This window comes from Luteimonas sp. 100069, assembly GCF_003813845.1.
GTDB lineage: Bacteria > Pseudomonadota > Gammaproteobacteria > Xanthomonadales > Xanthomonadaceae > Luteimonas > Luteimonas chenhongjianii.
The window spans coordinates 145,221-171,092 of sequence record NZ_RPFN01000001.1 but is presented as its reverse complement, the minus strand read 5'-3'; the positions used below and the strand labels follow the sequence as shown (position 1 = coordinate 171,092).

Below are 25,872 nucleotides of genomic sequence, written 5' to 3'. Positions count from 1 at the left end.
TGAACAACAAATTACAAACGAAAAAACAACATGAATTCAGGGGCTTATTCAGGTTGGATGTCGATAAATCGGGCCTGCACCGCCTCGGTGATCTCCCGCGCCTGTACAGCATCCTCGATCACGTAGGGCGTGATGAGCATCAGCAGTTCGGTGCGGGTGCCATCGAGGCTGCGGTTCTGGAACAGCCGCCCGAGCCCGGGGATGTCGCCCAGCAGCGGTACCTTGGTCTTGCTGTCGGTGGCGGTCGACGAGATCAGACCGCCCAGCAGCATGCTTTCGCCATCCGACAGGCTCAGGCTGGTCTGCAGCTTCCGGCTGAAGATGCTGGGCGAGGAGATGTCGCTGGTGTCGGTCAGTGCGGCCTCGCTGACTTCCTGGGACACGTTGAGGTCCACGCGCTGGCCGGAGTGCACCAGGGCCTCCAGCTCCAGCAGTACGCCGGTCTTGCGGTACTGGATGGACTGCAGCACCGAAGGCGTGATGCCCCCGAGGTCCGGCGCCGTGGCCTGGCTGGTGATGATGGGCACCTCGGTGCCGACGTCGATGCTGGCGCTCTCGCCACTCTTCACCATCAGGCGCGGGGTGGAGAGGATCCGCACGCGGCTGTCGCGGGCGAACAGGTTGAGCACCGCGCGCGTCTGCCCCGAGCGCGAGAGCCCGCGCCAGATCAACCCGCTCGCGTTCGGCGTGTTGCCGCCCAGCGCGGTCAGCGGGCCCGCCATGCCCTGCACGCTGACCTGCTGCAGCGCCCACTCCACGCCGTGACTGAATTCGTCCGTCAGCGTGACCTCGGCAACGGTGACCTCGATGACCACCTGTCGCGCGGGCTGGTCCAGCCGTGCCAGCACGCCCTGGATCGCCCGCCAGCGCTGGGCATCGCCCTGGAACACGATGACGTTGCGCACGGTGTCCATTGCGATCTGCCCGCCCTCGCCGGAAATGGCGCCGGCCCCGTTGCTGCTGCGCGAGGTGCGCCGGGTACCGCCTTCGCGATTCTCCTGGGCGACAGAAGGCTGCTGCGCCGGCGTCTGTGCGCGCTCGGTGGACTGGGTCGTGGCCGCCACACCGCCGGGCGCACCCCCGACCATGGCCTCAAGCACCGGGCGCAGGCTTTCCACGGACGTATGGCGCGCCGCGTACAGATAGACGCCGCCGGCGCCACCGGCATCGCCCGGCTGGTCCAGCTGACGCGCCCACTCGGTGGCCGCGGCCAGGGCGGCCTCCGACTCGCTGAAGATCATCACGGCGTTGGCGCTGGTCACGGGGACCAGGGTGACCACGCCACCCTGCCCCGGCCCGGCGGTCACCGGATAGCCCTGCGCGGCGAGCATGCGGCCGATTTCGGTCGATAGCTGCTCTGCGGCGAGGTACATCGGATTGATGCGGATCGAGCGCTTGTCGCGCAGCGACGTGCGGTCCAGTGCCTGGACGGCCTCGGCGGCGGTGCGTACGTTGTCGCCGGTGCCGCTGATCAGGATGGCGTTGGTCTCGACCTGCTCCAGCAGCGTGACCTGGTTGTTGGGGAACATGCTGCGGACCTGTGCAGCGACGCGGCCGGGCGTGCTGGCATCCAGCGGTACGGCAGCGAATACGGTGCGCTGGCCAGCCGGGATGTCCGGCAGGCTGCGGGCGGTGACGAGGACCGGCGGCTGCTCGGCGGCGCTGGCGACGGAGAACCGCAGCAGGCCGTTGGTCTCGGTCACGCTGACGCCATAGTTGCGCAGCACTTCGACCGCGGTGAGGTACAGCGCGCGAGGGCGCTGTGCGGATGCGACGCGCAGAGTGACAAGCTCCTGGCGCTCGCGGACGGCCTGCTCGATCTCGATGGCGAAGCCGAGTTCGGTACCGAAGACGACGTTGATGAAGCTGGCCAGCGGCACGCCGTCGAGCACCAGCGAGACGGGCTGGGTATTGGGGATTGCAGGTACTTGCGGGCCAGCCTCGATGCGGCGCGCAGCAGTCGGCACATCGGTCGCGGGCCCGGATTCAACCTGCGGGCGCGTGGGCCGCCCGGGCGTGCCCCCTGTTTCCTCAAGCGTTTCGGCCGTGGTCGCCGGCGCCGGCGCCGGTGCGCGCAACGGCTGCGGAATGCGTGCCGGCCCCATCGCGCAACCGGCAAGCAGGCAGGCGAACAGGAAGCCGGCAAGCGGAGCGTGCCAGCTCGTACTCGCGGCGTTTCCATCGGCGCGCGGCTGGCGGCGATTCGGCACGCGGGAACGGTGTGGACGCGGAGTGTTCGGGATCATCGGGCTCGCACTCTGTGGATATCGACCCGCTGAGCGGGTCAGGCGAAAAAACAGGGTCATGGCGTTATTGGGCGGGGCTGGTCGGTCAACAGCTGCTGTTGCTGCTGCTGGCCCTGCCCGTCGGTCCAGGCGACGGTGAGGGCTTCGACCCGCTCGACACGGCCACCATCGGGGAGCGGGTCTCCCGCACGCACATGCACCTCGGGCAAGCCCGCCATCACGAACACCGCGGTATGCCCTGCAGCGCTTGAGATGATGGCGACGGGCACCGCTGTGGGCACGGGCGATTCTTCCGGCGGCGGCGGCGCGCCGCCCCAGGGGAAACGCGCCTGCCAGATTGCATCTGCGGCGGCTGCCGTGGCTTTGCGATCCGGCATGGCGGGCAGCGACCACGGCGGGGACGTCACGTCGGGGCGCTCCAGTCGAGCCGGCACAGTGCCGAATACGGCGAACAGCAGGACGCCCGCCAGCGCCGGCCCCAGCCATGGCACGAGTCGGCGCAGCTGCGGTTTGATTGCGGGGCGGAGCGCCGACCAGCGAGAGCGAAAACTCATGGCAGGGAATCCGTCACGGCGCCGGCGGCGGAACCGGGCATGCCGGAAGCGCTCGACACACTGGCGTCGATCGCGTCGGAACCTGTGTCGGCACCCGGTGCCTTGCGGTAATACCCACGCGCAGTAAGCACCACGCGCTGGCCGTCCGTAGTGGACGAGATGTCGAGGCGCTCGGCCTGGATCCACGGCAGTCCCGCGGCGAATGCCTGCAGGAACGGCCCAAGCTGGCCTTCGGCCACGGTCGCGTCCAGGCGTGCCATCACCTGCCAGAGCTCGGCATGACCGGGAACGTCCAGGGTGGTTTCCACCCGCACATTGATGTCTGCGAGGCCGGCGCCCTGAGCCTGCTGCGTCAGCCAAGCCTGGATCTCGGCTTGGGCAAGGCCCACGCTGGCGACTTCGGTCATGCTGTCCTGGATGTGCGCCAGTTGCTCGCCCGCCGCATCGGCGCGCGCGGGCCATGAGGATTCCGCGCTGGCCTCGCGCAGGCGCTCGACGAGTCCGGCATCGCGGCGGTACTCCTCGATCGTGGCGACGCGGCGGTCCGATATCGACAGCGACAGGTGCACGCCGGCCACCAGCATGATGACCAGCACTACCAGCCGCAGGCGACGACTGGCACGCCATTCCGCCAGCACGCGATCGCGTTGCGCCGCGATCACGGCGTGGCCCCGGTGTCGTCGGCGTGGGCGCGCTCGACATCGGCGCCCGCAGGGTTCAGGCCCACCGGAGCCGCGGCTCCGGCTGCGTCGCCGCCCACCATGTCGGTATCGGGAGTCGTGACCTCCGACGGCGGCGTAATGACGAAGTCGAGTTGCATGGCGCCGTCGCGAGCCGGCGCTGCACTGGCCTCGCCAAGTACGATGCTGGCCTGGTACGCAGACACGTAACGCCGCGGATCGGTCTCGGTGGAGCGCACCGCAACCTGCAGGCGCTCACGGTCGCGCTGCCAGCCCGACAACTGACCGTCTTCTGGCAGGCCGGCAGCCACGTCGGCCATCAGGACGTAATCGCTCAGGCCTGCAGCCGCGAGGTCGCGGTAGCCCTGGAGAACGCCACGCGCGGCTTCGGCGCGCTCGCGGGCCTCCAGCAAGGGCGCGGCCTGTGCACGCAGAGTGTCGAGCGTTGCATCCTGCCGCTCACGCGCAACGAACCAGGTGAGCGCCGCGGCCAATTGCCAACCCGCCAGCAGTACCAGCAGGCCCAGCGCGCCACGCCAGGCCAGGCCCTCGAGGCGCGCCGGGGAGGCCGGCAGTTTCAAACCCTGGCTCGCCCAGGGTCGGTCGGCCCAGCCTGTGTCTTCCGGCTCAGGCACACAGGCATCGGCCGGCAACCCGCAGCCGCGCATGAAGCGTCCCCAGGCATCCGGGGCCGGCGCTGCCGCCCACCAGCGGCTGGCGCGCAGCACGCCGTGGTGCCAGTACTGACCTTCGACGCCCTCCACCAGCCGCAACAGGCGCACGCCGTCGCCTACTGGCGCGGGTCGCAACAATGATTCCGGGATCCAGGCGAATTCGGCCTCGGCACCGACATCTCGACTGGGGACATCACTCCAGACCCAGGTATGCGCAACCGGCCCGGTCCATGCGACGCGCGAGCACATACCGGGACCCGCCTCGTGCTGGCGCGCGGCGAGCGCCGCGGCCGCGGCGCGGCGCCGAGGCGGCAAAGTGGAGAAATCCCCACGGTGGTACTGACAGCGCGCCCTCGGCACCACCCACTCCACGCCCCCCAACGGGCCACCGGCTGACACCCGCGGGGTGTCAGCGGTCAACAGTCTCCGGGTTGGAAAAAAGAGCGCCCTCAGGCGTTCGCGCAGTGTCATTGGCGGCAGGTCTGGGCACCGGGTAGGCCGCAAGGACCGCCCAGGGTGCATGTTGATCGGCAAGGGGCGACAATCGTACATGCATGCGCAGGGCCGTGCCCGTGGCGCCCCACACCGTCAGTCGCAACTCCGGAGCGGGCAGGTAACGGTAATCCATGTCGATATCGCCACGCAGCCGCGCGCCGATCAGTGCGATCAGGTCGTAACTGTTGATGAAGGGTTGCCGGGCTCGCCGCTCGAGCACCAGTCGACAGGTCTCCGGGCAGCCGGTCATCAACATGGGCAGCAGCTCCGGTGGCGCGGTATTGGGGTTGACGCCACCGGCGTGAAACGTGGTGAACAGCTCCGGAAGCCGAAGACGAAGATCCTGGGGCAAGGTTTCCCAGCCAAGCACGCGATCGATCTCGGATGGCAGCAACAACCGACGGTTCAGAGGATCGGGCCGGCCGGCGGCTTGATATTCACGTGCTTCAGCGCCGTTGAGCCTGCGCAGGTCGTCGCTGTCCATGTAGTCCTGCAGCGCATCTCGCAACTGGGGGATCGCATCGCGGTTCACGCCCTGGCTGTCAAGGAACGCATCGATCTGCCAGTCCTCGGGGACCATGACAGAAAAAAGCCCCGACTCGTCCTGGACGGCGAAATAGGCGCCGTCCAATCCCCGGTAGGGGCTGTTGTCGGTGGCGAGCTCACCACCGATCGGATCACGCAAAAGGCCGCCCATCTCATCAAGCAGACGCAGTGATCGCTCGTCGTCGGCAAGTGGTGTGGTCGGCACACCTGCAATGGTCATATCGCGGGTCACCGCAAGGTAGATCACGGTCTGCGCGGTGGAGTGCATGGCGACCTCGGCATCGACGCGGTCGCGCTGGAGGGTGGCATTGCGCACTTGCTCCTGCGCCCACCATGTCATCAGCCCGACGACGACGGCAATGCCCGCCAGCAGCCACAGCGTGATGGCGAGGATGAAGCCCCGCTGGGGACGCCGCTCAGATTGCATCATAGCCGTCCGCGCGCAGGCGCCGGGGCACGTAGGGATCGCTGCGCACGGGCACCAGCCAGACAAGTTCGCCGCGCGTAGTCGTGGCCTGGAAGCGCACCATCTTCGGCAACATCGGCACGGCGCCGGGGTCGGCGTCCTCGGGTACTTCCGGGGCCCAGGTATCCTGCCAGCCCCCCTGGCGGTCCATGTACGCGAATCGTGCGTCCTGCAGCGGTCCCTGCACCACCAGGCCAGACCAGCCTGGTCCAGAGTAGCCCAACGCCAGGCCGTCATCGGTCTTGACAACCTCCCAGCGCACTCGCGCCATCCCTTCGCCCAGCAGCGGCACAGGGGTCAGCACTTCGAGGCGGTGCGTATCACCGCGCAGATGACCCAGCGCATCCGGCAGGTCCGACAGGCTGCTCGCCACGGTGTCGCGGAACCACTGTTCCTGCAGCGCAGCGGTACGGGCCTGCCGCTGGTGCCGCACCAGGCGTTCGCGCATATCCAGCGATTGCGCCAGCGCCTGCATCAGCACGGTGACGATGAGCGACACCACCACCAGTGTGACGATCGCCTCCAGCAAGGAAAAGCCGCGCATGCGGATGCGCGCGGCCGGAGGGACGCCCCGGCTCACAAGGCCTCCGGTTCGCGCACCTGGCGCCAGCCGATTCGACGCACATCAAACTCGCGTATTACCACACTGTCCCGGCGCAGCACCACGCGAAGCCGATACAACCCGACGTCGTGCAGACCGGGCTGCAGGTTACCTGCAGCCGATGGACGCTCCGGCTCGAGCAGAGCGGACGTCCACGCGACGGAGTACGGCGGGAACGAGAGCTCGCCCGATGGCGATTCCGCGGGATTGGATTGTTCGACCCAGGCCAGGGCATTGCGCATGGCGGCGTCAGCATTGCGTGAGTCCTCCGCGCGGCCGACCATCTGCATCGATTGGGCCATGGCAGCGAACAGCGCGAGGCCGGCCGCGGCAAGGATAGCCAACGCCACGACGGCTTCCAGCAGCGAGAATCCACGCTGGCTATGGGGCATCGCGCACTCCGCAATCCGGCGCAGACAGCGGCCAGTCCTCGACCGCACCGGCGCCACTGACGCGCAACGTGGCCGGATGACAGAAGCCACTGGCCTCCACATGTAGTTTCGAGACGGGCTCGGCCCACCAGCCCTCCGGCAGCGCGACGACCTGCATGAGCGCGTCGGCGTCACCCGGCGCGATGATCAGTGCGCGGTTATTTTCGCGGGCGAGGAAGGGCAGAAGTTCGAGTCGCCGGACGACCTCGGCCCGGTCACCACTACTGGCGATGGCCTGATAGGTGCGCTGGAGGCGGGGCGCGACCATCGCGGCCATTACGCTGATCAGGAACAGCACGACGAGCAACTCGAGCAGGCTGAACCCGGAGTGGCGCCGCAGCGGATCAGCGCGGTGGCAGGAAGCCCAGGTCGGCATCGTTACCCTCGCCGCCCGGTTCGCCGTCGGCACCCAATGAATACAGCGCGAAACCCATGCCATCCGGCCCAGGCAATGAATACAAGTACGGGCGGCCCCACGGATCGTTCGGCACGGCCTCGTCAAGATACGGCCCCCGCCAGCGCGCGCGGGCCCGTTGGTCAGACGGCGCGGTAGTGAGTACCGCCAGACCTTCTTCCTCTGTGGGCAGCCGTCCCACTTCGAGCCGGTAGGTCTCAACCGCGCCCCGCAGCATCCGCACCTGGGTTTCGGCGACCTGCACTTTGGATGCATCGACCCGGCTGAACAGACGCGGGCCCACAAGGCTGGCGATAAGACCGATCAGGACCAGCACAACAAGCATTTCGAGCAGCGTAAAGCCGGCGTATCGGGATGGGGCTACGCGCATGCATTGACTCCGGTACATCATTTTCAGAGAGGGACGTCGTTGACGCTGGTGATAGCCAGAATGATGGCCGTGACGATGGTGCCGATGACTGCGCCGATAACGATAATGGCGAGTGGCTCGATCAATTGTAGCGCGCGCTTCATCCGGTCGCGGCCGGTGGTCTCGTACAGGCGGGCCAGCGCCGCGAGCAGCTTGGGAAGCTCGCCACTGGCCTCGCCCACCGAAACAAGATCGTAGCCGGTGGGATTGAGCGCGCGGTGTTCGCGCAGTGCAGCGGAGAGGCTCGTGCCGCCCTTAACCGCTTGCGCCACGCGCGTGAGGCGGGTGCGCAGGAAGCCGAGACGCACCGAGCCGGCGGCCAGCCCGAGCGCGCGGATCAGCTCCACTTTCCCCACCAGCAGCGCCGACAGGGTGCTCGCCCAGCGGCCGACTTCGGCCTCCACGAGCCATTCGCCCAGCACAGGGAGGCGCGCAGCGTTTTCCTGAGCAGACTCGCGCACCGCGGGATGCCGCGCGACGGCGCGAATGCCCAGTGCCATTATCAGGAGAACCAGGCCGACCAGTCCGGCATGCTCGCTCAACCAGACACCGGTGGCGATCGTCCACCGCGACATGGCCGGCATCTGGTCACCGTGCTGCGACAGCATGCCGCCGAAGCGCGGCACGACCCACATGAAGATGATGCCGACGGCAGCAAAGCCCGATCCGACCAGCACGCTCGGATAGATCAGCGCACCGCGTATCTCGGCTTGTATGCGCTGGTCGTACTCGTACTGTTCCACACCGCCGCGCAGCGATTCCGCCAGGCGGCCGGTGGCTTCGCCAGCATGCACAAGCTGGTGGACGTACTCGGGTACGTCGAGGCCCGACGCACGGAGTGCGGAGGAGAAACTTTCACCACGACGGACCTGTTTCTCCATGCTGGAGAACGCGCCAGTCAGTGCCGGATGGTGGCTCGAACGGGCCAGCGAAGACAGCGCAGTGGCCAGTGCCACACCGGCCTCGAGTAGCGTGGTGAACTCCTGCAGTACGAGCTGCAATTCACGGTTGCCGGCCTTGCCGCGGCGGCGGCGCATCCACCACGCATCGCGCTGGGGAGAGAGCGAAAAGACGGTCAGTCCCGACGCGGAGAGCCGACGCAGGGCTTCGCGCTCGCCAGACTCCTCGATCGCACCGGTAATCTTGGCGCCGGCGGCATCCACCGCCTCGTAGCTGTAGAGCATCTCAGACGTCCGCCGGCATGCCGCCGGTCACGCGAGCGACTTCCTCGACCGTCGTCAGGCCCTGACGCGCCTTCAGCAAGCCGTCCACGCGTAGCGCGCGCGCGCCCTCCCGATCGGCCTGCTCACGCATGCGTTCGGCCGTAGCCGCCTGCAGCACCAGTTCCTGCATGGCCGGAGTCACATCGACCAGTTCGTAGATGCCCAGCCGCCCTAGATAGCCGGTGCCCTGGCAGGCAGAACAGCCGACCGCCCGGCGCCAATCAGCAGGTTCGCTTGGATCTATCCACTGGGCGATACTGGCTTGGATCGGCGCAAGCGGGGGAGCGTCGGGCACGCTGCATTTCGCGCAGAGGCGGCGTACCAGGCGCTGCGCCTGCACGGCCCGTACGCTGGACGCGACCAGGAACGGCTCCACGCCCATATCGATCAGGCGGGTAAAGGCGCTGACCGCATCGTTGGTATGCAGCGTGGACAGAACAAGGTGGCCCGTGAGCGCGGACTGCACCGCGATCTCGGCGGTTTCCAGGTCGCGGATCTCGCCGATCATGATCACGTCCGGATCCTGGCGCAAAATCGCGCGCAGCGCGCGGGCGAAGGTGTAACCGATGTCGGCGTTGGCCTGGATCTGGGTAACGCCGCCGACCTGGTATTCGACCGGATCCTCGACCGTGATCATCTTTCGGTCACGCTGGTTCATTTCCTCCAGCACCGCATAAAGGGTGGTCGACTTGCCCGAGCCGGTGGGCCCGGTGACGAGTACGATGCCGTGCGGCTCGCGCACCCAGGTGCGGAACAGACGCAGGTCGCGCGGCGACAGTCCGAGGCGTTCGAGGCTAAGGTCCTGGCGTTCCTTGGGCAGCAGGCGCATGACCAGCGATTCGCCGTGTACCGCCGGCACCGAGGAGACACGGATATCCACCTCGCGTCCACTTACGCGCGCCGACAACCGGCCGTCCTGCGGCATGCGCCGCTCTGCGATATCCATGCCAGATATCAGCTTGATGCGGGAGGCCACCGCCGGATACCGGCTGGCCGGCAGCGTCATGCGCGTGTGCAGGATGCCGTCAATGCGCAGCCGGACGTTGAACAACTGCTCCTCCGGCTCGACGTGCACGTCCGAAGCGCGCTGATCCATGGCCTGGGCCAGCATGTTGTTGACCAACTCGATCACCGGCGCTTCTTCAGCCAGTTCACGCAGATGACTAACATCATCACTGGCGATGTCTTGGTCACTTCGCCGCCGCGTCAGCTGCTCGAGCAGGCGATCGACGTCCTGGGCGCGGGCGAGACACCAGTTCCAGGGCTGGTCGCCCAACTGGCGCTCGAGCACTTCGCCGAGAAACGGTGACAGCGGGTCACGGGCGACAACCAACACCCGGCCGTCGCCGGCCTTCCAGGCGACTACTCCATGATCGACCCACCACTCCTGCGGCAGACCACTGGCCGTCAACGCGGTGTAGAACATCTCGGGTTCCACTGGCCAGTCTGCTGGACTCAACAGAGGCATTTCCAACTGCCGGCTCAACACCGGCAACAGCGACTCTTCCGACACCGATCCCAGCCGCACCAGGATGCTACCGAGGCGCCCGCCGAACTGCTTCTGGAAAGTCAGTGCTTTGGAGACGTCTGCGGGGCTGACCAAGCCCTCAGCGACAAGCAGTTCCCCCAAGCGAGGAGCGGCGAGAGCTATGTCAGGCTCCGCTAAACGGGAGGGGATCGATCGCATTCCGATATCGGCTCAGTATTGAAGTGCGCAGAATAGCAGCCGTCATATCCGCGCCGGGGCAATTGCTTACTGCACCCGACGGCGCAGATAGTTCAGCAGGTCGATCCGGGTGATCAGACCAAGGAACTCCTCGCCCTCGGTCACGATGGCCACCTGCCCTCGGTCGAATACCGGCAGCAATGCCTCCACCGGCGATTTCACGTCGAGGAAGTCGAGCTTGCTGACCATCGCGGACGCTACCGGCTCGCGGAAGCGGGCTTCGTCGCCGTAGACGTGCAGCAGCACGTCGCTTTCGTCGAGGATGCCGACGATGCGGTCGCCCTCCATCACCGGCAGCTGGGAGATCTCGTAGAGCTTCATGCGCTGGTAGGCGGTGACCAGCAGGTCGGTCGGCGCCAGCACGACGGTGTCGCGCTGGGAATACGGACGCAGGATCAGGTCGCGCAGGTCGCCGTGCGTCTCACGCTCCAGGAAGCCGTTGTCGAGCATCCAGTAGTCGTTGTAGAGCTTGCTCAGGTACTTGTTTCCGGTATCGCACACGAACACCAGCACCTTCTTGGGAGTGGTCTGCGCGCGGCAGTACTTGAGCGCCGCGGCCAGCAGCGTGCCGGTCGACGAGCCGCCGAGGATGCCTTCGGTGCGCAACAGTTCGCGCGCGGCGAGGAAGCTTTCCTGGTCGCTGATCGCATAGGCCTGCTTGACCCGCGAGAAGTCGGAGATGCCCGGCAGGAAGTCCTCGCCGATGCCCTCGACCATCCAGCTGCCCGACTTGTCGTTGAGCACGCCGTCATTGATGTATTCGGCGAGGATCGAGCCGACCGGGTCGGCCAGCACCAGCTCCACGTCCGGCGCATCCTTGGCGAAGCAGCGCGACAGGCCGGTCATCGTGCCCGAGCTGCCACAGCCGAAGACGATCGCGTCGAGCCCACCCACCTCACTCATCTGCCGCAGGATCTCCGGCCCGGTGCCGTGCTCGTGCGCGGCCGGATTGTCGGGATTTCCGAACTGGTTGATGAAGTAGGCGCCCGGGGTCTCGCGCGCGATGCGCTCGGCGAGGTCCTGGTAGTACTCGGGGTGCCCCTTGGCGACGTCGGAGCGGGTCAGCACGACCTCCGCACCCATCGCCTTGAGATTGAAGATCTTCTCGCGGCTCATCTTGTCGGGCACGACGAGGATCAATTTGTAGCCCTTCTGCTGGGCCACCAGCGCCAGGCCGATACCGGTATTGCCGGCCGTGCCCTCCACCAGGGTCGCGCCGGGGGCGATGTCGCCGCGTGCTTCGGCGGCCTCGATCATGCGCAGGCCGATGCGGTCCTTGATGGACCCACCCGGGTTCTGGCTCTCGAGCTTGAAATAGAGTTCGCAGGGGCCCGCGTCGAGGCGGCGCGCACGCACGATGGGCGTGTCGGCGATCAGGTCGAGGACGGAGTCGGCGATCGGCATTGCAGGTCCGGGTTGCAGCGAGACAGACGCCGATTATCGCATCCGCGGACAACATCCGCGGGCGGTGGCGACCGACGAGGATGGCCGCCACCGCCCGCGACAGAACCGCTAGTGTTTCTGCATATGGTCGTACATCTGGGTCAGGCGATCCTTCGCGGCGAGCTTCTCGCGCTTCATCTGCGACAGCGTGGTTTCATCGACCGGCAGCACGCCGAGCTCCGCGTTCAGCACCTTCTGGTCGAGTTCCTTGTGCCGGTAGTAGAGCTGCCTGAACTCGACGTTTCCTTTCATGATCTCTTCGAGTTCGGTCTGCGATTGCGCTTCGAACATGGAATCCTCCTGACTGGAAATGCAAACGCCCCGATCGGCGACGATCGGGGCGTTACTGGAACAGCCTCCAAGCTCCTGCGGCGAAGGATCCGCTCACGCCGCCCTTGCCGTCTTCAGCGCTGGATACATGGACCACGTGGGGGATCGTCTCGGTCATCGGCCTGGTTGGTTGCCCGGGAGGCGAAAGTGGAGTGCCACCCGGTCAATCGACCCTACTCCACGCATCGGGGGGCGACAAGGCCGTGAACATAGATCGGCGCGGCGGGGTGTCAGGGCACGCATCCTCAAACCGCGCCACAACGGCATCCGCTGCGGATCTACGCCAAGTCATTGATTCTAGATGGATTAAGAATGACGACTTCTTAACGTAACTCTCGCCAAGGCCCCGCACCTCTCGCCAGGCCATTCGACCCGGCGAAACGGCCAGCTGCCGCCTCAGGGCTGTTCGAGGCTCTTGAGCAGTTCCGCCTCGCGGCGCTTGAGCTCCGCCTCGCGCTGGCGTGCCGCGCGCAACTTGGCCGCCTCCCCGCTGGCGACGCCCTGCAGCACGGTTTCGGCCTGCTGACGGGCGGTGCCCTCTTCTTCCGCGGCCAGACGCAGGCGCGCGGTCTCTTCGGCCTGGATCTGCGCCTGGATCCGCAGGCGCTCGGCTTCCTGGCGCGCGCGCACGGCGTCCTGCCGGCTCGCTTCGACGATCAACGCGCTGCGCTCGCGTTCCAGATCGGCGAGTTCGCGGCGCGAGACTTCGGTACGCGCGGCCAGCTCGGCGGTTTCCACCCGCCAGGCCGCGATCTGCAGCGCGGACGCCCGCTGGCTGCTGCGCGCAGCCGCCAGGGACGCGAGGGACTGGCGTGCCTGCAGGCGCTCGTAGGCGGCAGTTCCGGCGGTTTCCGGGTTGCTGTCGAGGGCCTGGAGCCGCTGCTGCAATACAGCGCCGTCGCCTTCCAGCGGGGCCTGGGCCTGCACGGCGAGGGGGACGAGCAGGGCCAGCGCGAGCCCGTATCCAATGTTGAATCGCATGACGTTCATTCCTCCACCCGCAGCTGCTGGCGCAGGTCGGTGATCTCGGCACGGCGCGCCGCGAGCTCCGAGTCGGTCGCGGCCTGGCGGGCTCGCGCATGTGCCAGATCGGCCAGGGCGCTGGCCGACAGCGCCAGCGTGCGCGCTTCGTCACTGCGCTGATTGGCCATCGCGGCCTGGGCCTGCTCCAGCGCGCGGCGCGCCTGCTGGAGGTCCTGCGGCGCGTACTGGTCGGCGTCTGCATCGCCGGCTCGTGCGACCGACAGCTGGGCGGCGGCGAGTTCCTCGGTCGGCGGCGGGGTGCTCGCGCACGCGGCGAGCGCCAGGGCGCTGGCGAGCACTGCGCACCGCAGCAGCGGGCGGATATATGCGAAGCTTGTATTCATCGAAACATCGTGCCCGGAAGGGTTGTTCCGGGTCATTGTCGTCAGCCGCAATCGGATGCGCAACGCAGACCGGGCGCCAGTGGGGGGGGTGTACATGGATATCGGCTACTTTTTGAAGCTGATGAGCGAGAAGAAAGCGTCCGACATGTTCCTGAGCACCGGCGCACCGGTGTACATCAAGATCGAGGGCAAGCTGTATCCGCTGGGCAGCACCGGCCTGCCACCGGGCATGGTCCGCAAGATCGCCTATTCACTGATGGACGAGGGACAGGCCCAGCAGTTCGAGCGCGATCTCGAGCTCAACATGGCCTATTCGCTGCAGGACGCCGGGCGTTTCCGCGTCAACGTGTTCAAGCAGCGCGGCGAAACCAGCATGGTGATCCGTGCGATCCGCAGCAACATCCCGAGCATCGAGGAGCTGCAGCTGCCGCAGGTACTCAAGGACATCATCATGGCGCCGCGGGGGCTGGTGCTGATCGTCGGCTCCACCGGTTCGGGCAAGTCGACCACGCTCGCCTCGATGATCGACCACCGCAACGCCAGCACCTCTGGCCATATCCTCACGATCGAGGATCCGATCGAGTACCTGCACCGGCACAAGCGCTCGCTGGTCAACCAGCGCGAGGTGGGACTGGACACGCTGACCTTCCACAACGCGCTCAAGAACGCGATGCGCGAGGCGCCGGACGTGATCCTGATCGGCGAGATCCTCGACGCGACCACGATGGAGGCTGCGATCTCCTTCGCCGAGACCGGCCACATCTGTCTGGCGACGCTGCACTCCAACAACGCCGACCAGACCATCGAGCGCATCCTCAATTTCTTCCCCGAGGCCGCGCACAAGAACGTCCTGATGAACCTGGCGCTGAACCTGCGCGCGGTAGTCTCGCAGCGCCTGGTGGAAGGTATCGACGGCCGCCGGATCCCCGCCACCGAGGTGCTGATCAATACACCGATGATCCGTGACCTGCTCCGCCGCGGTCAGGTCCACGAGATCAAGCAGGCGATGGAGGATTCACTCGAGGAAGGCGTCGAATCCTTCGACCAGTGTCTGTTCCGGCTGTACAAGGAAGGCCGCATCGAGCGCGAGACGGCGCTGCGCGCCGCCGATTCGCGCGATGGACTGGATCTGAAGTTCCGCCTGTCGGAAGGCGGCACCGGCAGCCACGACCCCTATGCGGACGTGTTCGCCACCGAACAATGAAGCAGCTCAGGCAGGCGGCGCGTCCGCCTGCCGCTCGGGCGCTGCGGCCGCGAAAGCCGGCAGGGCGACGCAGGCCGCTTCGATGCGGCGGATTGTCGGATACGGCTCGAGATCCACTCCGAACCGGCGTGCGTTGTAGAGCTGCGGCACCAGCGCGCAATCGGCCAGCGATGGCGTGCTTCCGACGCAGAACTCTCCAGCGCCGTGCGCCACGAGCAGGGCCTCGAACGCGGCAAGGCCATCGCCGACCCAGCGTGCGATCCAGCGCGTGCGTGCATCCGAAGGAAGCTGCAGCGTGTGCTCGAGGTACTGCAGCACACGCAGGTTGCCGAGCGGATGGATATCACAGGCGACCAGCTGGGCGAGCGCGCGCGCGCGTGCGCGGGACAGCGGATTCCCCGGCAACAGCGGCACTTCCGGAAAGGTCTCGTCGAGATATTCGATGATCGCCAGCGACTGGGTCAGAACCGCATCACCGTGCTGCAGCGTCGGCACCAGCTGCTGCGGGTTTCGCCGAGTGAACTCGGGCGTGCGCTGCTCCCCACCCTCTCGCACCAGATGCACCGGCACACTCTCATAGGCGAGCCCCTTGAGATGCAGGGCGATGCGCACGCGCCAGGCCGCGCTGGAGCGCCAGTAGGTATGCAGCGTCAGCGCGGCAGACATCGCGTTTACGCCGGCGGCGCCTGGCGCTCGATCACCTGCTCGATCGCGCCGAAGATGCTGCGGCCCTGGGCGTCGAGCATCTCGATCCGCACGGTGTCGCCGAAAGCCATGAACGGTGTTTTTGCCGCGCCGTGCTCGAGCGTCTCGACGGTGCGCTTCTCGGCAAAGCAAGACGCCCCCTTGGAGGTGTCCTCATTGGCGATCGTGCCCGAACCGACGATCGTGCCCGCGCTGAGGGGCCGGGTCTTCGCGGCATGCGCGACGAGCTGCGAGAAATCGAACTGCATGTCGACGCCCGCCTCGGGCGCGCCGAACCATTCGCCATTGACGTGGGTCAGCAGCGGCAGGTGCAGCTTGTTGTCGCGCCAGGCATCGCCGAGCTCGTCCGGCGTCACGAATACCGGGCTCAGCGCCGAACGCGGCTTGGACTGCAGGAAGCCGAAGCCCTTGGCGAGCTCGCCCGGAATCAGGTTGCGCAGGCTGACGTCGTTGACCAGACCGACGAGCTGGATGTGGGCAGCGGCCTGTTCCGGCGTGACCGCCATCGGCACGTCGTCGGTGATCACGACGATCTCGGCCTCGAGATCGATGCCATATTCCTCGCTGACCACCTTGACCGTGTCCCGCGGCCCGTAGAAACCGGCGCCGGTGGCCTGGTACATCAACGGATCGGTGTAGAAACTCGCCGGCACCTCGGCGCCGCGGGCGCGGCGCACGCGCTCGACATGCGGCAGGTACGCGCTGCCGTCGACGAACTCGTAGGCGCGGGGCAGCGGCGCCGCCATGCGCGCCACATCGAGGTCGAACACGCCGTCGGCGTCACCGGCATTGAGCGACTCGTAGAGGGCATTGAGTCGCGGCGCGGCATTCGACCAGTCGTCGAGGGCCTGCTGCAGCGTCGCCGCGATACCGGTCGCGCGAACGGCGCTGGCGAGGTCGCGCGAGACGACGATCAGGGTGCCGTCACGCCCCCCTTCCTTCAAAGAACCCAGCTTCATGGCCACTCCGGTTGCATCGGCTATCTGTTGCGATTGTAACCAAGGCCGGCGCCGCAGCGGTCAGTCCTCGCCCTGGAACGCGCCTGCGCGATAGGTCAGCACGAGCGTATCGCGATGCCCGGCCTTGTCGACCGGCTGGATCGGCGTGGATTCGTGGATCACGCGGTGGTCGTCGAGCAGCAGCGCCGCCCACGGCTCGGTCAGTGTGAAACGTTGCCCGGCCGGGCCTTCGGCTTCGAACACCCGGGTCTCGCCCCCCTTGATGCCGCTGCGCCCAACCAACAGCACCGCGACGAAATCGACGCCATCGCGGTGCGCCCCTTCAGGCGTCGGCCGTCCGATCCCGTCGGTCGTGTCGATGCGAAACTGGTGGGCTTCGACATGCCAGTCGCCGCCGGCATCGCGCACCTGCGAGAACACGTCGCCGAGCCCGGTGACCAGCGTGGACCAGGCCGGGGTCTCCAGCAGCGCAGGCTCCATCGGATCGAACCATCGATGCATGCCGCCGTGCAGCGCGTTGTAGTCCTCCGACTGCCAGTGCGCACGATGCGGCACCTGGGTCAACCTGTGGCCCGCCTGGACGAAGCAGCTGTGCCGGCGTCGGCGGTAGCGCCCCCCATCCTTGAGATACGCATCCGGCGGCAGGTCATCCCAGCCGGGGCGCCAGGCCTCGAGGGCTTCGAGATCCAATCCGCAGATCACCGAGAGCGAGGTTGGCGACAGCACGGCGCAACCACGGGTGCGCAGGGCGTCGACCACGTCGTCGACGGCGGTATAGGGCGGCGGGAAGGCGTTCATCGGGGGATTCTAGGCCTGTGCCATCGCGTCTGCATGAGTTTGCCCGGCGGCAGAAGAAGCACCGCTGCACAGGATGATCCGTACCTCGCCCCGGCAAACACGCCCCACGAAAAAGCCCGCATTTCTGCGGGCTTTTTCGTTTCATATGGCAGCCCCGGAAGGATTCGAACCTCCGAATGCCTGAGTCAGAGTCAGGTGCCTTACCGCTTGGCGACGGGGCTATATCGATATTGTAACGCCGAACCCGCAGTACACCGCAAGCCTCGGCAGCATCGGATCCACGCGATCGCGCGGATCCGATACAACGCGATCAGCGCTTCGAGAACTGCGTGGCGCGACGTGCCTTGTGCAGGCCGACCTTCTTGCGCTCGACTTCGCGTGCGTCACGGGTCATGAAGCCCGCCTTGCGCAGCTCGATCTTCAGCGTCTCGTCGTACTCGACCAGGGCGCGCGCGATGCCGAGACGGATCGCACCAGCCTGGCCGGTCGTGCCGCCACCGGTGGTGGTCACCAGGATGTCGAACGTTTCGGTGTTCTGGGTCAGCTCGAGCGGCTGGCGCACGATCATGCGCGCGGTCTCACGGCCGAAGAACTCGTCGAGCGGACGATCATTGACGGTGATCTTGCCGCTGCCCTTGCGGAGGAACACGCGGGCGACGGAGGACTTGCGACGGCCGGTGCCGTAATTCTGGGTAATTGCCATGACTTAGAGTTCCAGGGGCTGCGGCTGCTGAGCGGCGTGCGGGTGCTCGGCACCCTTGTAGACCTTGAGCTTGCGGTACATGGCACGGCCGAGCGGATTCTTCGGCAGCATGCCCTTGACGGCAATCTCGATCACGCGCTCCGGGTGGCGCTCAAGCGCCTGGCCCAGGGTCTCGGTCTTCAGGTTGCCGATGTAGCCCGTGAAACGGTGGTAGAGCTTGTCCGTCATCTTCTTGCCGGTCACGGCGATCTTCTCGGCATTGACCACGATGATGTAGTCGCCGGTATCGACGTGCGGGGTGTAGACGGGCTTGTGCTTGCCGCGCAGACGGTGGGCGATTTCCGCGCTCAGGCGGCCCAGCGTCTTGCCGGTGGCGTCGACGAGGTACCAGTCGCGCTGGACGGTCTCGGACTTGGCGGTGAAAGTCTTCATGACGAAAAAATACTCGGTCGGTGACTGGTCGGGCTGGTTGCGCCGGTGCCGGCGGAACTTCGCCTCGCGTTGTAGAGCGTGCAACACAGAAGCGGAATCATAGCCGGCCACCCCGCACCGCGCAAGCTGCCGGCGGTTTGCGCCGCCCTGCGCTGGCGCGATCCGGACCAAGCGCCGAGAATGATAGCGGAAGCAGCAGCCCGCCGCGCTGCAGGAAACCGTACCGATGGCCTTCCTCCAACCCCGCTTCAACCCGATCGACCGGATGCTGGTCGAGACCCAGCGCGCGCTCGATACCGTGTTCGGCAATCCGCCGGCGAGCCGCCCCAACCCAGCTGCCGACACACCCGATGTCGTCCTCGACGAGTCCGAGCGCAGGCATGCCGCCGGACTGATGCGGATCAACCATGTCGGCGAAGTCTGCGCACAGGGACTGTACTTCGGCCAGGCCGCGGTCGCCCGCGAGCCGGAAACCCGCGCGCACCTGCTCGAGGCAGCACAGGAAGAGACCGACCATCTCGCGTGGTGCGCGCAGCGGCTGCGCGAACTCGACAGCCGTCCCAGCCTGCTCAACCCCCTGTGGTACGGCGGCAGTTACGCGCTCGGCGTCGTCGCCGGCCTCCGCGGCGACGGCTGGAACCTCGGATTCGTGGTGGAGACCGAACGCCAGGTCGAGGCGCATCTCGACGATCACCTGCAGACGCTGCCCGAAGCGGACCGCCGCAGCCGCGACATCCTCCAGCAGATGAAGGCCGATGAAGCCCGCCATGCCGAGCAGGCCGAACAGGCCGGCGCGCGCGTGCTGCCATGGCCGGTCCCGTCGCTGATGGCCGCTGCGTCGAGTCTGATGAAGGCCGTCGCCTACAGGGTGTGAGCGCGTCCGCTGGCCAGCGCCCGGCTACCGGCACTGCGTGTCATCCAACGAAAAGGCCCCGCACAAGCGGGGCCTTTCTTGAACGGCGCGGATCGGTCAGTCGACCAGATTGCGACCGTGATAGAGCTCTTCGATCTCCCGGCGCAGACGCGCCTCGATCTTCATGCGCTCCTTGAACGACAGGTTGCGCGCCTTTTCCTCGAACAGGTACTGGTCGAGGTCGAACTCCTTCAGATGCATCTTCGTGTGGAAGATGTTCTCCTGGTAGACGTTCACGTCGAGCGCGTCGTAGCGCGACTTGATGTTCTTGGCCAGGTAGTCCTGGATCGAGTTGATCTTGTGGTCGATGTAGTGCTTCTTGCCCTTGATGTCGCGGGTGAAGCCACGCACGCGGTAGTCCATCACCACGATGTCCGACTCGAGGCTCTCGATCAGGTAGTTCAACGCCTTCAGCGGCGAGATCACGCCGCAGGTGGCGACGTCGATGTCGGCGCGGAACGTCGCGATGCCGTTGTCCGGATGCGTTTCCGGATAGGTGTGCACCGTGATGTGGGACTTGTCGAGGTGCGCGACGACCGCGTCGGAGATGACGCCCTTGGCCTGCGCCTTGTCGATCACCGGCTCCTCGGAAATGAGGATGGTCACCGACGCGCCCTGCGGCTCGTAGTCCTGACGCGCGACATTGAGGATGTTCGCGCCGATGATCTCGGCCACATCCGTCAGGATCTGGGTCAGCCGGTCGGCGTTGTAGACTTCGTCGATGTAGGCGATGTAACGCTGGCGTTCGTCTTCCGACGCCGCATAGCAGACATCGTAGATGTTGAACGACAGGGCCTTGGTCAGGTTGTTGAAGCCCTGGAGCTTCAGACGCGGGAGCGGTTTGACCACAGCGGTCGACCCTCGGGGGTTGGGCGAAACGGGGATTATGCGGCAAAGCACCATCCACCGCGACTTTCGGACGTCACGGGTTTGCCCCCGGCAGCGGGACGTCCTACTCTGCGGCATTCCCCCGATCGCAAGCCCATGACCCTGACCCCTGTGGCCCTGATCAATCCTCACCTGCCGCGCCCGCCCCATCCGATGGCGCCCACGCCCGCCGCGCTCGAGCGCTTCCTTTCCCACTGCCACCGCCGGCGCTATCCGCCGCGCAGCGACGTATTCCGGCCCGGCGACCCCGCGGGCACGCTGTATTACGTCGTCAGCGGTTCGGTGAGCATCATTACCGAGGAGGACGACGGTCGCGAACTGATCCTGGGCTACTTCGGCAATGGCGAGCTGGTTGGCGAGATGGGGCTGTTCATCGATTCGGACGTGCGCGAAGTGATCCTGCGCACCCGCACCCAGTGCGAGCTCGCCGAGATCAGCTACGAGCGGCTGTACCAGCTGTTCGACGGCGTACTCGCCAACGACGCGACATCGATCATGTACGCAATCGGCGCGCAACTGTCGCGGCGGCTGCTCGACACCAGTCGCAAGGCGGGACGTCTCGCCTTCCTCGACGTGACCGACCGCATCATCCGCACCCTGCACGACCTGACCCGCGAGCCGGAGGCCATGACCCACCCGCAGGGCACCCAGCTGCGGATCTCGCGACAGGAACTGGCGCGACTGGTCGGCTGCTCGCGGGAGATGGCCGGGCGCGTGCTGAAGAAGCTGCAGGCCGACGGCAAGCTGACCGCGCGCGGCAAGACCATCGTGCTGTTCGGAACCCGCTAGGCCGCACGCATGCGCCCCGGCCATTTCGCATCCCGCGGCGACCTGCCCGATGCCGATCTGCGCAGCGCATCGGTGATGGATGCCGACGACGTCGCCGCACTGCTGTCGGAAATGGGTTATCCCTGCAGCGAACGCGAGGCGCGCGAGCGCATCCGGCTGATCACCGCGAACGACCGCCAGGCGCTGGTCGTCGCGCGCAGCGGAGGCCGGGTCTGCGGGCTGATCGGCCTGGATTTCATGTACTACCTGCCGCTCGGCTCGACCACCTGTCGCATCACCGCCCTCGTCGTCACCAGCGATGCGCAGGGCCAGGGCCTGGGGCGGCAGTTGCTGAAGGAGGCCGAGCGCCGTGCGCGCTTCGCCGGCGCCGCGCGGGTGGAGCTGGTCAGCGGATCGCAGCGCGCGGATGCGCACGCGTTCTACAAGGCCTGCGGCTTTTCCGACGGCACCGTGCGCTTCATCAAGCGGCTCGGCGACGCCTGACATCAACGCCGTGGCGCATCGGCGCGCCGACGCATCCGATAGTCGGCATGCGAGGGCGTCCCGGAGACCCCGGAGCCGGATGCGATCGAGCGCGCGTTGTGGCACCGCCTGCTAGGCACGGCCGATCCGACCGTCGGACTGCGCGCGTCGCGCGCCGCGGGCGGATGCCAGCCAGGCACTGCAATCGGCGCTGGCCTGCAGGACAGCGCGCCGGCCGTGCGAACGGATCGAGCGATGCCGCTGCGCCACACGCCGCGGTCACCCGCGCCCTGCAGACTGTTCCGGCGTCTGGGAGCGATCCGCATGGAACTTGGCGACCAATTCCTGTTCTTCGTGATGATCGGGCTGGCCGCGCAGCTGATCGACGGCGCGCTCGGCATGGCGTTCGGCCTGGTGGCCTCGTCGGTGCTGCTCAGCCTTGGACTGCCGCCAGCGGCGGTCAGCGCCAGCGTGCACACCGCCGAGGTGTTCACGACCGGGGCTTCGGGCCTGTCGCACCTGGCGATGCGCAATATCGACCGGCGCCTGTTCCTGCGCCTGGCCCTGCCCGGCATGGTCGGCGGCGGCATCGGCGCCTATGTCTTGACGCAGCTGCCGGGCGAGGCGCTGCGCCCCTTCATCTATGCCTACCTGCTGGTCCTGTCGATCCTGATCCTGCTGCGCGCGGCCGGACGCCTGGTGCCGAAGGGCGAGGTGCGGCGGGTTCCGGTGCTGGGCTTCTTCGCCGGCCTGCTCGATGCCAGTGGCGGGGGCGGATGGGGCCCGGTGGCCACCTCCACCCTGCTGGCCCGCGGCGGCACAGCCCGCACGACGATCGGTACGGTCAACGCCGCCGAATTCCTGGTCACGCTGTCCATCTCGGTGACGTTCTTCCTGACCATCGGTCTCCAGCACCTGGACGTGATCCTGGGTCTGCTGGTGGGCGGCGTCGCCGCGGCGCCGCTGGCTGCGCTGTTCGTCAAGCGGGTGCGCGAGCGCTGGGTCCTGCTGGCGGTCGGCACGCTGGTAATGGCGATCAGCCTCTACCAGATCGGCCGCGCCCTACTCGCCGCCTGAGGCCTTGACCGGATCGCCGCCGCGATCCACGCAGCCCCAGTTGAGCACCGGCGTTCCGGGCGGGAGCGTGCGCCGGAACATCGCAATGGTGCCGGGCTTGGGGTTCACCACCACCGGGGCCCTTGCGGCCTTCAGCAGCGGCAGATCGGCCGAGGAGTCGGAGTAGGCGATGTCGATCGCGCCATACCCGCGCTCGCGCAGCATGCGCATCTTCTCTTCGGCATGGCAGTGACGCCTGGCCACCACGGCCCCGAACCGCGGCCCGACTGCGGTCCCGACCACCGGCACCGCCTCGTGCGCGACGAAGGCAAGAATGGCGCGCGCCAGTTCCGGCGGCGCGCCGGTCGCGATGACCACGTTGTCCCCGGCGACGCGATGCGCGTGCAGCACGTCCAGCGCGATCGGCAGCAGCTTGGGGCGGATCTGCGCTGCGTTTTCGGCAACGTAGCGGTCGATCAGCCGGTCCAGCAGGCCGCGGCTGTGCAAGCCCACCGTGCCGATCCAGACGAACCCGGAGATGCCCCAGCGGCGCGTCGGCAGGAACGCGATCATCGGCCCGAGCAGCGGCGCGGCCAGCAACGCCAGCGCCGTGCGCCACGCGCTGCGGGTGATCAGCCAACGAAAGAGATGCGTGCCCGAATCCCCGTCATAGAGCGTGTGGTCGAAATCGAAGACCACGGTCCGCGCAGCCTGGTTCGCGGCCGTGTCCTTGAGCAACCGGGCGACCACCGGGGTATCGGAATCGCCAGCCGCGGCATCGGGGGTCGCGGACGCGGGCGCTTTCACCGCCGCGATCGCGTTCGCCGACAGGTCGACCGGCGGCCTGGACGGTGCCGGCTCCACGCCCGGCGGCGCGAACATCGCGCGCAGCGCGGTGCCCGGATCGGGCTCGCGCATGAAGGCTTCGCCGACCAGGAAGGCATCGATGCCGGCAGCGCGCATGCGGGCTGCGTCCTCGCGCGTGTGGATGCCGCTTTCGGTGACCAGGCGCCGGTCGCGCGGCACCGCGTCGCGCAGCGACAGCGTGGTGTCGAGCGACACTTCGAACGAGCGCAGGCTGCGGTTGTTGATGCCCAGCAGCGGCGCAGGGACCTGCAGCGCACGCTCGAGTTCGTCGATGTCGTGCACCTCGACCAGCACGTCGAGATCGATCGACATCGCCAGCTCCGCAAGCTCGACCAGCTGGCGGTCGTCGAGCGCGGCGACGATCAGCAGCACGCAGTCCGCGCCGAGTGCACGCGCCTCGTGCACCTGCCAGGGATCGACGATGAAGTCCTTGCGCAGCACCGGCAGCGCGCAGGCGTCGCGCGCCTGCACCAGATAATCGTCGTCGCCCTGAAAGAAATCGACGTCGGTCAGCACCGACAGACAGGCCGCGCCGCCGGCGGCATAGCTGCGGGCGATCTCCGCCGGGCGGAAATCCGGTCGGATCACACCCTGCGACGGGCTGGCCTTCTTGATCTCGGCAATGACCGCGGCTTCACCCGCCGCGATCTTCGCCTCGATGGCGGCGGCGAATCCGCGCACCGGCGGCGCGGCCGCAGCGAGCGCGGCGATCTCGACCAGGGGCAGCGCAGCGCGCCGCGCGGCGACTTCTTCTTGTTTGCGCGCAAGGATGCGCTGCAGGACGTCGTTCAAGTTCGGCACCATGGGCCGGCGCGTGCGCCGGTCGGACAGGGCGCCCACGATACCGCAGGCGCCGCCGCCGGGGTCTGATCAGCGTGTCGCCGGGGCCTGCGGGTCACCACCGTCGCCGGCCTCGTGCGACCAGCCGTACGCACGTTCCACGCGCGCGATCTGCAGCACATAGCGGTCATACCAGCCGCGGCGGTTCTTCTCGCAGATCACGCCCTTCTCATCGTGCGCGCGCCACGCGCGGATCGAGGCCTCGTCGGTCCAGTAACTCATGGTCACTCCATCGCCATTCACGTCGCCGACCGCTTCCACGCCCAGAAAGCCCGGTTGCAGGCGCGCCATCTCGAACATCTCGCGACGCGCGTCCTCATAGCCGGCCGCATCCTCGCCGTTGCGGCGGTAACGGAGGATGGCGACGTAATACGGAGGCCGGAGCAACGCGGATTCATTCATTCGGCGGATCGCTTCTTCGGGCCGCGAGCGGCGGAGTCGGCATCCTTGCGTCGCATTCAGCATACGCGGCGTCACCGCGCGATGCCAAGCCACCCACGACGTCAGGCCGCAGCCTGCGTCGCCTGGACGAATGCCTCGAGCCGCTGCAGCGCGGCGCCGGACGCGACCGTGCGCCGCGCGAGTGCCACACCGTCCCCGATCGACGCGCAGCGCCCGGCCACATACAGCGCCGCGCCGGCGTTGAGACAGACGATGTCCTGCGCCAGCCCGGCGGTGCCGTCGAGCGCCTGGCGCACCAGCGCTTTGGACGCGTCGGCGTTTTCGACGCGCAGATTGCGGCTGGCCGCCATCGCGATACCGAAATCCTCCGGATGGATCTCGTATTCGCGCACTTCACCATCGCGCAGTTCGCCGACCAGGGTGCCGGCGCCGAGCGAGATCTCGTCCATGCCGTCGCGGCCCCAGACCACCAGCGCGCGCTCGGCGCCGAGTTCGCGCAGCACCCGGACCTGGATGCCGACGAGGTCGGGATGGAACACGCCCATGAGGATGTTCGGCGCGCCGGCGGGATTGGTCAGGGGCCCGAGGATGTTGAAGATGGTACGCACGCCCATTTCGCGGCGCACCGGCGCGACGGCCTGCATCGCCGGATGGTGCACCGGCGCGAACATGAAGCCGATGCCGGTCTCGGCGATGCAGCGCGCGACATCGCCGGGCTGCAGGTCGATGCGCGCCCCCAGCGCCTCGAGCACGTCGGCGCTGCCCGACTTCGACGAAACGCTGCGGTTGCCGTGCTTGGCGACTTTCGCCCCCGCCGCCGCGACCACGAACATGCTCGCGGTCGAGATGTTGAAGGTATGCGCGCCATCGCCGCCGGTGCCGACGATGTCCACCAGATGCGCGCGATCCGCATCCGCGACGGGAACCGGCAACGCGAACTCGCGCATGACCTGGGCGGCACCGGCGATCTCGTCGACGGTTTCCTTCTTGACCCGCAGGCCCGAGAGGATCGCCGCGGTCATCAGCGGCGAAACTTCGCCGCGCATGATCTGGCGCATCAGATCGACCATCTCGTCGCGGAAAATCTCGCGGTGCTCGATGGTGCGTTGCAGGGCTTCGTTGGGGGTGATGGGCATGCGTGTGGGTTCGTCGGTTCTTGAGGGAGTCGTTCGTTCTGCGCGTCAGCCCCGGCGAACGCCGGGATCAAGTGGCTCGCTCGATGCGCCTTTACGAGCGCCCGGCCCGCGG

General features: G+C 67.4%; 29 protein-coding genes, 1 tRNA gene and 1 pseudogene. 5 read left to right on the top strand and 26 right to left on the bottom strand.

All coding sequences use genetic code 11. The features are described 5' to 3' along the window. Nucleotides 1–44 precede the first annotated feature (44 nt). From EGK76_RS00785 to EGK76_RS00725, 15 genes are all read right to left on the bottom strand, one after another. Entirely contained in the window at nucleotides 45–2,210 is a 2,166-nt protein-coding gene (locus EGK76_RS00785) for a secretin N-terminal domain-containing protein (RefSeq protein WP_158613422.1), read from the bottom strand. Nucleotides 2,211–2,302: 92 nt separating this feature from the next. After that, nucleotides 2,303–2,800, bottom strand: a complete 498-nt coding sequence (locus EGK76_RS15335; protein ID WP_158613421.1) for a hypothetical protein — start codon at nucleotides 2,798–2,800, stop codon at nucleotides 2,303–2,305. After that, the gene (locus EGK76_RS00780) at nucleotides 2,797–3,462 is read right to left on the bottom strand and encodes a hypothetical protein (protein WP_123831183.1); all 666 of its coding nucleotides are present in this window, start codon (nucleotides 3,460–3,462) and stop codon (nucleotides 2,797–2,799) included. The genes EGK76_RS15335 and EGK76_RS00780 overlap by 4 nt, the downstream gene beginning before the upstream one ends. Beyond that, complete coding sequence (locus EGK76_RS00775; protein WP_123831181.1) at nucleotides 3,459–4,403, bottom strand: hypothetical protein; 945 nt, start codon at nucleotides 4,401–4,403, stop codon at nucleotides 3,459–3,461. The genes EGK76_RS00780 and EGK76_RS00775 overlap by 4 nt, the downstream gene beginning before the upstream one ends. A gap of 160 nt (nucleotides 4,404–4,563) precedes the next feature. Beyond that, entirely contained in the window at nucleotides 4,564–5,622 is a 1,059-nt protein-coding gene (locus EGK76_RS00770; protein WP_158613420.1) for a type II secretion system protein GspK, read from the bottom strand. After that, nucleotides 5,612–6,205 carry a type II secretion system protein gene (locus EGK76_RS15330; protein ID WP_233580120.1) on the bottom strand — a complete coding sequence of 198 codons (594 nt, stop codon included), beginning with the start codon at nucleotides 6,203–6,205 and terminating at the stop codon, nucleotides 5,612–5,614. The genes EGK76_RS00770 and EGK76_RS15330 overlap by 11 nt, the downstream gene beginning before the upstream one ends. A gap of 32 nt (nucleotides 6,206–6,237) precedes the next feature. Continuing rightward, the gene (locus EGK76_RS00765) at nucleotides 6,238–6,654 is read right to left on the bottom strand and encodes a prepilin-type N-terminal cleavage/methylation domain-containing protein (RefSeq protein WP_158613418.1); all 417 of its coding nucleotides are present in this window, start codon (nucleotides 6,652–6,654) and stop codon (nucleotides 6,238–6,240) included. Next, nucleotides 6,644–7,069 (bottom strand): prepilin-type N-terminal cleavage/methylation domain-containing protein, encoded by a 426-nt coding sequence (locus EGK76_RS00760; RefSeq protein ID WP_255409764.1) that lies wholly within the window; start codon nucleotides 7,067–7,069, stop codon nucleotides 6,644–6,646. The genes EGK76_RS00765 and EGK76_RS00760 overlap by 11 nt, the downstream gene beginning before the upstream one ends. Further along, nucleotides 7,038–7,478: a type II secretion system major pseudopilin GspG gene (gspG, locus tag EGK76_RS00755; RefSeq protein ID WP_123831174.1), complete on the bottom strand. Its 441-nt coding sequence runs from the start codon at nucleotides 7,476–7,478 to the stop codon at nucleotides 7,038–7,040. The genes EGK76_RS00760 and gspG overlap by 32 nt, the downstream gene beginning before the upstream one ends. A 23-nt stretch (nucleotides 7,479–7,501) precedes the next feature. Further along, nucleotides 7,502–8,701 carry a type II secretion system F family protein gene (locus EGK76_RS00750; protein ID WP_123831172.1) on the bottom strand — a complete coding sequence of 400 codons (1,200 nt, stop codon included), beginning with the start codon at nucleotides 8,699–8,701 and terminating at the stop codon, nucleotides 7,502–7,504. A gap of 1 nt (nucleotide 8,702) precedes the next feature. Then, nucleotides 8,703–10,370, bottom strand: coding sequence for a GspE/PulE family protein (locus EGK76_RS00745; protein WP_199730823.1), 1,668 nt, complete (start codon nucleotides 10,368–10,370; stop codon nucleotides 8,703–8,705). A gap of 123 nt (nucleotides 10,371–10,493) precedes the next feature. Continuing rightward, nucleotides 10,494–11,870, bottom strand: a complete 1,377-nt coding sequence (locus EGK76_RS00740; protein ID WP_123831169.1) for a pyridoxal-phosphate dependent enzyme — start codon at nucleotides 11,868–11,870, stop codon at nucleotides 10,494–10,496. A 108-nt stretch (nucleotides 11,871–11,978) separates the two neighbouring features. Continuing rightward, complete coding sequence (locus EGK76_RS00735) at nucleotides 11,979–12,200, bottom strand: YdcH family protein (RefSeq protein ID WP_096300026.1); 222 nt, start codon at nucleotides 12,198–12,200, stop codon at nucleotides 11,979–11,981. Nucleotides 12,201–12,635: 435 nt separating this feature from the next. Further along, complete coding sequence (locus EGK76_RS00730) at nucleotides 12,636–13,220, bottom strand: hypothetical protein (RefSeq protein ID WP_123831167.1); 585 nt, start codon at nucleotides 13,218–13,220, stop codon at nucleotides 12,636–12,638. Nucleotides 13,221–13,225: 5 nt separating this feature from the next. Next, nucleotides 13,226–13,606 (bottom strand): DUF4398 domain-containing protein, encoded by a 381-nt coding sequence (locus EGK76_RS00725; RefSeq protein ID WP_157745546.1) that lies wholly within the window; start codon nucleotides 13,604–13,606, stop codon nucleotides 13,226–13,228. A gap of 94 nt (nucleotides 13,607–13,700) precedes the next feature. Between EGK76_RS00725 and EGK76_RS00720 the strand changes: the two genes are divergently transcribed. Beyond that, the gene (locus tag EGK76_RS00720; RefSeq protein WP_179948199.1) at nucleotides 13,701–14,810 is read left to right on the top strand and encodes a PilT/PilU family type 4a pilus ATPase; all 1,110 of its coding nucleotides are present in this window, start codon (nucleotides 13,701–13,703) and stop codon (nucleotides 14,808–14,810) included. A gap of 6 nt (nucleotides 14,811–14,816) precedes the next feature. Here the strand turns inward: EGK76_RS00720 and maiA are convergent, their stop codons facing one another. The 6 genes from maiA to rplM form a co-directional block, all read right to left on the bottom strand. After that, the gene (gene maiA, locus EGK76_RS00715; RefSeq protein WP_096300034.1) at nucleotides 14,817–15,476 is read right to left on the bottom strand and encodes a maleylacetoacetate isomerase; all 660 of its coding nucleotides are present in this window, start codon (nucleotides 15,474–15,476) and stop codon (nucleotides 14,817–14,819) included. 5 nt (nucleotides 15,477–15,481) lie between these two features. After that, complete coding sequence (locus EGK76_RS00710) at nucleotides 15,482–16,474, bottom strand: fumarylacetoacetate hydrolase family protein (protein WP_096300035.1); 993 nt, start codon at nucleotides 16,472–16,474, stop codon at nucleotides 15,482–15,484. A 60-nt stretch (nucleotides 16,475–16,534) separates the two neighbouring features. Beyond that, the gene (locus EGK76_RS00705) at nucleotides 16,535–17,272 is read right to left on the bottom strand and encodes a 2OG-Fe dioxygenase family protein (protein WP_123831163.1); all 738 of its coding nucleotides are present in this window, start codon (nucleotides 17,270–17,272) and stop codon (nucleotides 16,535–16,537) included. 146 nt (nucleotides 17,273–17,418) lie between these two features. Next, a tRNA-Gln gene (locus tag EGK76_RS00700) sits at nucleotides 17,419–17,493 on the bottom strand. An 89-nt stretch (nucleotides 17,494–17,582) separates the two neighbouring features. After that, on the bottom strand, nucleotides 17,583–17,975 hold the full coding sequence (gene rpsI, locus EGK76_RS00695; RefSeq protein ID WP_096300039.1) for a 30S ribosomal protein S9: 393 nt from the start codon (nucleotides 17,973–17,975) through the stop codon (nucleotides 17,583–17,585). Nucleotides 17,976–17,978: 3 nt separating this feature from the next. Continuing rightward, entirely contained in the window at nucleotides 17,979–18,407 is a 429-nt protein-coding gene (gene rplM, locus EGK76_RS00690; RefSeq protein ID WP_096300041.1) for a 50S ribosomal protein L13, read from the bottom strand. A gap of 226 nt (nucleotides 18,408–18,633) precedes the next feature. Here rplM and coq7 point away from each other — a divergent pair, with 226 nt between their 5' ends. After that, on the top strand, nucleotides 18,634–19,281 hold the full coding sequence (gene coq7 / locus EGK76_RS00685; RefSeq protein ID WP_096300043.1) for a 2-polyprenyl-3-methyl-6-methoxy-1,4-benzoquinone monooxygenase: 648 nt from the start codon (nucleotides 18,634–18,636) through the stop codon (nucleotides 19,279–19,281). A gap of 96 nt (nucleotides 19,282–19,377) precedes the next feature. On the opposite strand, the gene speD is transcribed toward coq7, so the two are convergent. Next, on the bottom strand, nucleotides 19,378–20,169 hold the full coding sequence (gene speD / locus EGK76_RS00680) for an adenosylmethionine decarboxylase (RefSeq protein ID WP_096300045.1): 792 nt from the start codon (nucleotides 20,167–20,169) through the stop codon (nucleotides 19,378–19,380). A gap of 192 nt (nucleotides 20,170–20,361) precedes the next feature. Between speD and crp the strand changes: the two genes are divergently transcribed. From crp to EGK76_RS00665, 3 genes are all read left to right on the top strand, one after another. Then, nucleotides 20,362–20,997, top strand: coding sequence for a cAMP-activated global transcriptional regulator CRP (gene crp / locus EGK76_RS00675; protein ID WP_233580181.1), 636 nt, complete (start codon nucleotides 20,362–20,364; stop codon nucleotides 20,995–20,997). A gap of 9 nt (nucleotides 20,998–21,006) precedes the next feature. Further along, nucleotides 21,007–21,480: a GNAT family N-acetyltransferase gene (locus EGK76_RS00670; RefSeq protein ID WP_123831159.1), complete on the top strand. Its 474-nt coding sequence runs from the start codon at nucleotides 21,007–21,009 to the stop codon at nucleotides 21,478–21,480. A 303-nt stretch (nucleotides 21,481–21,783) separates the two neighbouring features. Beyond that, nucleotides 21,784–22,536, top strand: coding sequence for a sulfite exporter TauE/SafE family protein (locus tag EGK76_RS00665; RefSeq protein ID WP_123831158.1), 753 nt, complete (start codon nucleotides 21,784–21,786; stop codon nucleotides 22,534–22,536). Here the strand turns inward: EGK76_RS00665 and EGK76_RS00660 are convergent. The 4 genes and pseudogenes from EGK76_RS00660 to trpD all read right to left on the bottom strand — a co-directional run bounded on the left by EGK76_RS00660 (nucleotide 22,522) and on the right by trpD (nucleotide 25,760). Continuing rightward, nucleotides 22,522–23,253 carry a haloacid dehalogenase-like hydrolase gene (locus EGK76_RS00660; protein WP_233580180.1) on the bottom strand — a complete coding sequence of 244 codons (732 nt, stop codon included), beginning with the start codon at nucleotides 23,251–23,253 and terminating at the stop codon, nucleotides 22,522–22,524. The genes EGK76_RS00665 and EGK76_RS00660 overlap by 15 nt on opposite strands. Nucleotides 23,254–23,391: 138 nt before the next feature. Continuing rightward, nucleotides 23,392–24,174 (bottom strand): annotated as a pseudogene (trpC, locus tag EGK76_RS15465) (indole-3-glycerol phosphate synthase TrpC); the annotation flags it as partial. A gap of 78 nt (nucleotides 24,175–24,252) precedes the next feature. Further along, complete coding sequence (locus EGK76_RS00655) at nucleotides 24,253–24,624, bottom strand: antibiotic biosynthesis monooxygenase (RefSeq protein ID WP_123831156.1); 372 nt, start codon at nucleotides 24,622–24,624, stop codon at nucleotides 24,253–24,255. Between the two features lie 101 nt (nucleotides 24,625–24,725). After that, entirely contained in the window at nucleotides 24,726–25,760 is a 1,035-nt protein-coding gene (gene trpD / locus EGK76_RS00650) for an anthranilate phosphoribosyltransferase (RefSeq protein WP_123831154.1), read from the bottom strand. Nucleotides 25,761–25,872 lie beyond the last annotated feature (112 nt).

Bases quoted from the DNA above. Each gene is read 5' to 3' on its own strand.
- EGK76_RS15335 (WP_158613421.1), bottom strand. From the start codon at position 2,800: ATGAGTTTTCGCTCTCGCTGGTCGGCGCTCCGCCCCGCAATCAAACCG.
- EGK76_RS00775 (WP_123831181.1), bottom strand. From the start codon at position 4,403: ATGTGCTCGCGCGTCGCATGGACCGGGCCGGTTGCGCATACCTGGGTC.
- EGK76_RS00770 (WP_158613420.1), bottom strand. From the start codon at position 5,622: ATGCAATCTGAGCGGCGTCCCCAGCGGGGCTTCATCCTCGCCATCACG.
- EGK76_RS15330 (WP_233580120.1), bottom strand. From the start codon at position 6,205: ATGCGCGGCTTTTCCTTGCTGGAGGCGATCGTCACACTGGTGGTGGTG.
- EGK76_RS00765 (WP_158613418.1), bottom strand. From the start codon at position 6,654: ATGCCCCATAGCCAGCGTGGATTCTCGCTGCTGGAAGCCGTCGTGGCG.
- EGK76_RS00760 (WP_255409764.1), bottom strand. From the start codon at position 7,069: ATGCCGACCTGGGCTTCCTGCCACCGCGCTGATCCGCTGCGGCGCCAC.
- gspG (WP_123831174.1), bottom strand. From the start codon at position 7,478: ATGCGCGTAGCCCCATCCCGATACGCCGGCTTTACGCTGCTCGAAATG.
- EGK76_RS00750 (WP_123831172.1), bottom strand. From the start codon at position 8,701: ATGCTCTACAGCTACGAGGCGGTGGATGCCGCCGGCGCCAAGATTACC.
- EGK76_RS00740 (WP_123831169.1), bottom strand. From the start codon at position 11,870: ATGCCGATCGCCGACTCCGTCCTCGACCTGATCGCCGACACGCCCATC.
- EGK76_RS00735 (WP_096300026.1), bottom strand. From the start codon at position 12,200: ATGTTCGAAGCGCAATCGCAGACCGAACTCGAAGAGATCATGAAAGGA.
- EGK76_RS00730 (WP_123831167.1), bottom strand. From the start codon at position 13,220: ATGCGATTCAACATTGGATACGGGCTCGCGCTGGCCCTGCTCGTCCCC.
- EGK76_RS00725 (WP_157745546.1), bottom strand. From the start codon at position 13,606: ATGAATACAAGCTTCGCATATATCCGCCCGCTGCTGCGGTGCGCAGTG.
- EGK76_RS00720 (WP_179948199.1), top strand. From the start codon at position 13,701: ATGGATATCGGCTACTTTTTGAAGCTGATGAGCGAGAAGAAAGCGTCC.
- maiA (WP_096300034.1), bottom strand. From the start codon at position 15,476: ATGTCTGCCGCGCTGACGCTGCATACCTACTGGCGCTCCAGCGCGGCC.
- EGK76_RS00710 (WP_096300035.1), bottom strand. From the start codon at position 16,474: ATGAAGCTGGGTTCTTTGAAGGAAGGGGGGCGTGACGGCACCCTGATC.
- EGK76_RS00705 (WP_123831163.1), bottom strand. From the start codon at position 17,272: ATGAACGCCTTCCCGCCGCCCTATACCGCCGTCGACGACGTGGTCGAC.
- rpsI (WP_096300039.1), bottom strand. From the start codon at position 17,975: ATGGCAATTACCCAGAATTACGGCACCGGCCGTCGCAAGTCCTCCGTC.
- rplM (WP_096300041.1), bottom strand. From the start codon at position 18,407: ATGAAGACTTTCACCGCCAAGTCCGAGACCGTCCAGCGCGACTGGTAC.
- coq7 (WP_096300043.1), top strand. From the start codon at position 18,634: ATGGCCTTCCTCCAACCCCGCTTCAACCCGATCGACCGGATGCTGGTC.
- crp (WP_233580181.1), top strand. From the start codon at position 20,362: ATGGCGCCCACGCCCGCCGCGCTCGAGCGCTTCCTTTCCCACTGCCAC.
- EGK76_RS00670 (WP_123831159.1), top strand. From the start codon at position 21,007: ATGCGCCCCGGCCATTTCGCATCCCGCGGCGACCTGCCCGATGCCGAT.
- EGK76_RS00665 (WP_123831158.1), top strand. From the start codon at position 21,784: ATGGAACTTGGCGACCAATTCCTGTTCTTCGTGATGATCGGGCTGGCC.
- EGK76_RS00655 (WP_123831156.1), bottom strand. From the start codon at position 24,624: ATGAATGAATCCGCGTTGCTCCGGCCTCCGTATTACGTCGCCATCCTC.
- trpD (WP_123831154.1), bottom strand. From the start codon at position 25,760: ATGCCCATCACCCCCAACGAAGCCCTGCAACGCACCATCGAGCACCGC.